The sequence below is a fragment of the Vibrio sp. Evd11 genome (genome assembly GCF_900382755.1).
In the GTDB taxonomy this organism is placed as follows: Bacteria; Pseudomonadota; Gammaproteobacteria; order Enterobacterales; family Vibrionaceae; genus Vibrio; species Vibrio lentus.
In genome coordinates this window covers 1-6,097 of record NZ_OSDX01000112.1, presented here as the reverse complement: position 1 = coordinate 6,097, position 6,097 = coordinate 1, and the positions used below count along the sequence as shown (strand labels likewise).

The 6,097-nt window shown below is 41.8% G+C and carries 5 protein-coding genes; 3 read left to right on the top strand and 2 right to left on the bottom strand.

Annotated features, from left to right (window positions below; all coding sequences use genetic code 11):
* The first annotated feature begins 551 nt into the window (after positions 1 to 551).
* Complete coding sequence (locus ED652_RS23460; protein ID WP_122056334.1) at positions 552 to 2,375, top strand: M4 family metallopeptidase; 1,824 nt, start codon at positions 552 to 554, stop codon at positions 2,373 to 2,375.
* Positions 2,376 to 2,700: 325 nt separating this feature from the next.
* Positions 2,701 to 3,912, top strand: a complete 1,212-nt coding sequence (locus ED652_RS23455) for a DUF3103 domain-containing protein (RefSeq protein ID WP_122056333.1) — start codon at positions 2,701 to 2,703, stop codon at positions 3,910 to 3,912.
* A gap of 93 nt (positions 3,913 to 4,005) precedes the next feature.
* On the opposite strand, the gene ED652_RS23450 is transcribed toward ED652_RS23455, so the two are convergent.
* Both ED652_RS23450 and ED652_RS23445 read right to left on the bottom strand, forming a co-directional pair.
* Positions 4,006 to 4,323: a Dabb family protein gene (locus ED652_RS23450; RefSeq protein ID WP_174214645.1), complete on the bottom strand. Its 318-nt coding sequence runs from the start codon at positions 4,321 to 4,323 to the stop codon at positions 4,006 to 4,008.
* A 214-nt stretch (positions 4,324 to 4,537) separates the two neighbouring features.
* A complete protein-coding gene (locus tag ED652_RS23445) occupies positions 4,538 to 4,777 on the bottom strand; it encodes a hypothetical protein (RefSeq protein ID WP_122056332.1) in 240 nt (79 codons plus the stop codon).
* Between the two features lie 277 nt (positions 4,778 to 5,054).
* Between ED652_RS23445 and ED652_RS23440 the strand changes: the two genes are divergently transcribed.
* Positions 5,055 to 5,939 (top strand): LysR family transcriptional regulator, encoded by an 885-nt coding sequence (locus ED652_RS23440; protein ID WP_122056331.1) that lies wholly within the window; start codon positions 5,055 to 5,057, stop codon positions 5,937 to 5,939.
* Positions 5,940 to 6,097 lie beyond the last annotated feature (158 nt).

Genomic DNA, 6,097 nt, shown 5'->3' with positions numbered 1-6,097 from the left:
TGAAGCCTTTTTTCTATCTAAATAAACCGCTTAGCCCTTAAGATCCTGTCTATGTATGTTTATTAGTTTGTGATTGAACAACAAAATGTAGATTTTTTCCTGACTAGCGAGACTAAGTGTTAAAAAAGTTGAGAACTGTTCTTAGTGGTATTGTTAAAACAAGTTTACTATTGATAATAAAGACAATATTTCCACTTCAAAAAATCCAGTTATTTACTCATTTGTAATTAAGATAAAAACTGAAAAATATCGAAATTAACTTAGAGAAATTCATTCTATAAATTAAAACAAAGCGGGTTTTAATAACTCTCGCCCCTTCATACGTTTACGATAAATAATAAAATTAGATTTTATAAAAACAATTTGATCAATAAGCTTTTTTTGTAAACTTTGAATTACATACTCTAAAAATAAATCTCCCTGATAAACTTGTCATAAATCCAAATACTCTTCCAATCTTGATTCGCAACACATGGCATTAGCGTGTTGCATATAGACTTCCTATAAAGCCGTTGGGAAGAAGGAGTTTATATTAAAATCAGGAACGAAAAATGAACCAACAACGTCAACTAAGCTGGAAAATAGCAGCTATTCTAGGTACATCTTTTGGCTTTAATGCACACGCTGCAGAAATGGTCAGAGTCGATAACGATACACTGCTACAACAAAGCCTCGTCGCTCAGTCGAAGAGTGTTGCCCCACTAGAATTAGGTTTTTCTGAAGTAAAACGGGTGGTACTGCCCAATGGAAAAACGAAAGTCCGCTACCAACAAACTCACTTAGGCTTACCCGTCTTTGATACCTCCGTTGTCGCCACCCTTTCCAAGAACCAACCCACTCAGGTATTTGGCTCAATTGCACAAGGGATCAGTGGAGACTTATCCAGCATCGCACCAAAGCTGAATCAGGAACAAGCGATTGAAGCCGCGATCTCCTCTCACCGCACGTTTACCGTTGGCAAAAAGTCGATTGAAAACAAAAATGCAAAACTAATGGTGAGACTGGATGAGAACCAAACCGCGCAAGTGGTGTATCTGGTCGATTTCTTTATCGCGTCCTCAATGCCAGAGCGCCCTTTCTACTTTATTGATGCTACGACTGGCGATGTTCTCCAAAAATGGAATGGGCTAAACCACGCTAAAGCATTAGGTACTGGCCCCGGTGGCAACCTCAAAACCACTCGATATGAATATGGCAGTGACTTCCCTAGCTTTCCCATCGACAAAACAGGCACAACTTGTACGTTAGAAAACGATTCGGTTAAGACGGTCAACTTAAATCATGGAACCTCTGGCAGCGCAGCCTACAGCTACAACTGTGCCGACGGAACCAACTACACCGATCATAAATACATTAACGGGGCTTACTCGCCTCTTAACGATGCACACTACTTTGGTAATGTCGTATTCGATATGTACAAAGAGTGGATGAACACATCGCCTTTAACTTTCCAGCTGTCGATGCGAGTTCACTACAGCTCGAATTACGAGAATGCGTTTTGGAATGGTTCATCAATGACTTTTGGCGATGGTGGCAGCACCTTTTATCCATTGGTCGATATTAACGTGAGCGCTCACGAAGTCAGCCACGGGTTCACAGAACAGAACTCGGGACTTGTTTACAGAAACATGTCGGGCGGTATTAACGAAGCCTTCTCCGATATTGCAGGCGAAGCGGCTGAATACTATCTGCGTGGCAATGTGGATTGGATTGTGGGTAGCGACATATTCAAATCGGAAGGTGGCTTGCGTTACTTTGATCAACCATCAAAAGATGGCCGCTCGATTGATCATGCCTCTGAATACTACGATGGTTTGAACGTTCACTTATCTAGCGGTGTTTATAATCGCGCCTTTTACCTTTTAGCGAACAAATCGGGTTGGAATGTACGTAAGGGCTTTGAAATATTCACGGTCGCAAACCAACTGTATTGGACGGCAAACAGTACTTTTGATGCCGGTGCTTGTGGCGTAGCGAAAGCCGCAGCAGACATGGGCTATGTGGTTGCCGATGTTGAAGATGCTTTTAATACCGTAGGCGTGAATGCAAGCTGTGGTGTCACGCCTCCAACTGGCAATGTATTAACGAAAGGCACACCGATTGCGAACCTAAGCGGGAATCAATCCTCTGAAAGCTTCTACACGTTCACCGTTGATTCTGCATCAAGCGTGACGGTTTCAATGTCTGGTGGTTCAGGCGATGCCGATCTCTACGTGAAATCCGGCAGTAAGCCAACGACATCGAGTTACGATTGTCGCCCTTATCGTGCTGGAAACAACGAGCAGTGCAGTGTGAGCGCGCAACCGGGCGTGACTTATCATGTGTTACTGCGCGGATACTCAAACTACTCTGGCCTAACATTGCGTTTAGATTGAGTTAGCGCGAGCCTCTTAAACAGGTTATAAAACGAAGAATTAGCGGTTAACCGCGAAATAAAAACCTACTCACTTTGAGTAGGTTTTTTCATGAAATACCATTGTAGTTAATAATATTGTAAGTTATTTACTGATACGTTTATTAATTTATAAACATCAAGGTTGCTTGGGTATTATTTTATAAAAACAGTTTAAATTGAGATCCTGTGCTGCACAACGAAACAAAAATAACTGACTAACTTTTGAACACATTCACGTTACTGATAGGTTAATCCTTATAGGGCAAATGCTCTATTAATGATAAAAATTAAAATAAGGATTCTTTATGAGACCATCTTTTCCTATCAGTATGGTGCTTGCAACGACAGTGGTTGGCTTCCAGTCCTATGCAAACAATATCGCCACAGTAAACTCACGCTCTCTTTCGGAGAACGCCTCAGCACAAAAGCAATCTTTGGCTTTACAAATCAGCGAGCGTTATTCCGATCTTGAGCTTTCCCTAAAGGCTCAAATTTCAGAAAAGAACTTGTCCACGCCTGTCGATAAATTGAGCTCTACTCAGCCCTACTCTGCATTTTCAAACAGGATGCAGAAAGCGGACCTTGGTTATCGCAAGATGAAAGGGATCAACGAATTCAGCGACTCTGTGTTAGAAATTCGCATGGCTGATGAAGCGATGATTGAAGCTTGGAAGAACGGTGAGAGCCCGCTGTTTGCCTTCGAACCATCAGGCGATGATTCAAATTGGCAATACATTGAAGCCTATGATGTGTATGGGCAGGTTCACGAACTAGACGTGCACCAAACGCCAGACGTTCCTGTATTTGTCATTGATAGTAACGGTGCAGAAGAACTCAAAGCAGGCTTAATGGCAATGCAGAGCGAAATGCAGAAACTAGGTACCACCACGCAAATCAATAGCGATAGCAAAACTGACGCCAGTACCCTCAAAATTCAGAAACAAACATTCTTAGGCAAAGCGACTCGCTCAATGACGATGTCTGAACCTGAAGAATTGAACACCACCCAATTATCTAAGGTTCGTTTGGCTATCGATAGAGAACCTTGGATCTCTGGCAAAGCTGAAATCTACGCTATTGTCACTGGGGTTGATTCAAGCCGTATAGAGCCACAGATCGACCTGGTTGAGATGCCTTATCTGGATTACGACAAACAAACTTATTACCCAAATCAAACCGTCATTTTCTGGCCTCGTTACCGCTGGGGTGCTGCCGATATGATCTTGATGGAGCACGACGATGGTACTGATTATAAAGCGTTAGCAAAACTATTGGTTCAAGCCGCTGAAGAGATACTGAAGATGATTCCTGATCCAGAAGTTCAGGGTTATGCGATTATCCCTCAGATCACAGGCAAGATTATCGACGTAATTCCTGATGGCGTATTAGTGAATGATGATGACTTCGTGGACGTGTATTACACCTTAATGCAAAACACTCCTTATGTTGATCGCCCAGGCGCTGGCGGTAATGCGGTAGCTTCGTTCACCCCTGTTACGATTTCACCGACAGAGTAAATCGTTTCTTATTTAATTAGGGCTTAGTCACATAAGCCCTAACTCTTCATTATCGAAGGTGAGTAAAACATAAGAGACATACTGAGAAGCTGATTACAGGGAGTAATCGAACACGATGATGTCATCTAACAAAGGACGAAATACATCTTTCAGCGCATCATGCTCTGGGTGCGGAAGATAGCTTTGACGCCCCGCTTCATCTGCGAACGTCATTAAAACGGAATGGGTATAACCTTGATTCTTGTTTTCAGGACTGTCGTTTAGCCCCCACTCGACTGAAGTTACTCCTTCAACCTTGCTTGGCATCGCTTCAAACAGTCCTTTCAGTTTCTCTATTTCAGAAGCTTCAGCCTCTTCTTTAAACTTAATCAGCAAAATATGACGAATCATTCCCGTTTCTTTTCGATTCATTTCTAGTCCTTTTCGAGTCTTCGTTTACTTGTGTGTCATTCGAGCCCACATCGAGTCGTGAGTTAACGTTAATAGAAAGACAAAATGCCACACGTTACACACCATGCCAAGGCTGGACCACTAGAGTTTATAAAATATTCCAAATACCAAAACGAAAAATGCTGCACCCAAGGGCGCAGCATTTCTCATGACAATGGTAAGCACATTTTTAACGTTAATCACGACGACCTGTAAGCTGGATCTCTTGATCTTGATCTACGTTCTTTTGGAATTGGATTCCGCCGTTAGACGCTTCATTTCTTCCTTCCAATGTTAAGTCAGATTCAACACGCTCAGCCTTTACTTGATTACCTTCGCTTCTTGTCATGTCGATAGTACCTGTATAAGTACCATCGGCAGCAAATGCAGTATTCATTGAAAGTGCCATCAAGCCTAATGCGATTAGTTTTTTCATACGTCACCTCTTATTGTTTTAATTCTTGTTGTTTGGTTAGTGTGTTGCTTTGTTGAGGTAACTTTAACAACACGATGTTGTGCACTCGAGGAAAACCAAGATTTACAAAATAGAAATCGCTCACAATCAATACAGTTTTAAATCAATGTAATAGTCACATTTTGACGCTGTTCTGTCTTAACTAGAGACTCTCAATACTATGATACTAAGGTCAGATGTTTTTCTTTCGTGTAACTAACGCGAGAGCTCATCCTTATCAACTCAATTCGGAGTGCTTGTGGACTTCAATTTAGATATCCAAAATATCTTAGTCATCAAACGTATGTACGAACTTCGTCATGTTGGTTTGGTCGCAGAGTCGTTGGGTAAAACGGCGGGGGCAATCAGTAAAAACTTGTCTAAGTTAAAGGTTCAGCTCGACGATCCCTTGTTCATTCAAACCAAACAAGGTTTCGAACCTACTTCATTCGTAGAAGCCAATATCGCTAATTTTGAGCAGATTCTGAGTAGTGTTGAAGCGATAAAGCACCAAGAGTTTTCCCCTGAAACTTACCAAGATGATATCAAAATCTACGCGAATACGCTTTTCTGGGAGCGCTTTGGTTCGAAACTCTACTTTTCTTTGAGTAAAGAAGCCCCGCATGCTCACTATTCGTTCGTTAGATGGGGAAGCAATGTTAAAAATAGGCTCATCGACGGCGAAGAAGCGATAGCGGTGCACTACTTTGATGAAACCCTGCCACAGTCAATTTCTCAGACAGAATTTGGAAAAGGAAAAGTCGTTTTCTTCGTCAGAGAAGACCATCCCGCGAAAGACTTTGAGTCACTCGCCAACTATCCAATCATTCTATTTAAAACCCCTGGATGGAATGACAACAAATATCCGATCCTTGAGCGACTTAGAAATATAGGTTTTCAGATAAACCCTAAAGTAGAAGTTGACCACCCTGCAATGATTCATGATGTCGTACTTAAATCTGACTATTTTGGTATCACTCTCAATGGCAGCGTACCAGATGGATGTCGAAGTATTGATTTGCCGGAAAAGCTGACTATCGATGTCAGCTATGTAATGAGCTGTCGTCGCTCACAGAAAGACGCGCCTTTGAATCAATGGCTATTACAAATTCTGAAATCCGCTCTGAAAAACAAGCAAGCGTAGATCAACCGATAACGGCTTTATGATCGAAAAAAGGCTCCTTAAAGGTAATGCCGATCAGTTAGAACTAAAGTGATCGGTTGAACGATCCTTCAGAGCTGTCAAAATCCAAGTGTATTTAATGCACTTGGATTTTTTTATGGATGTCTCTCAAGCTCTAA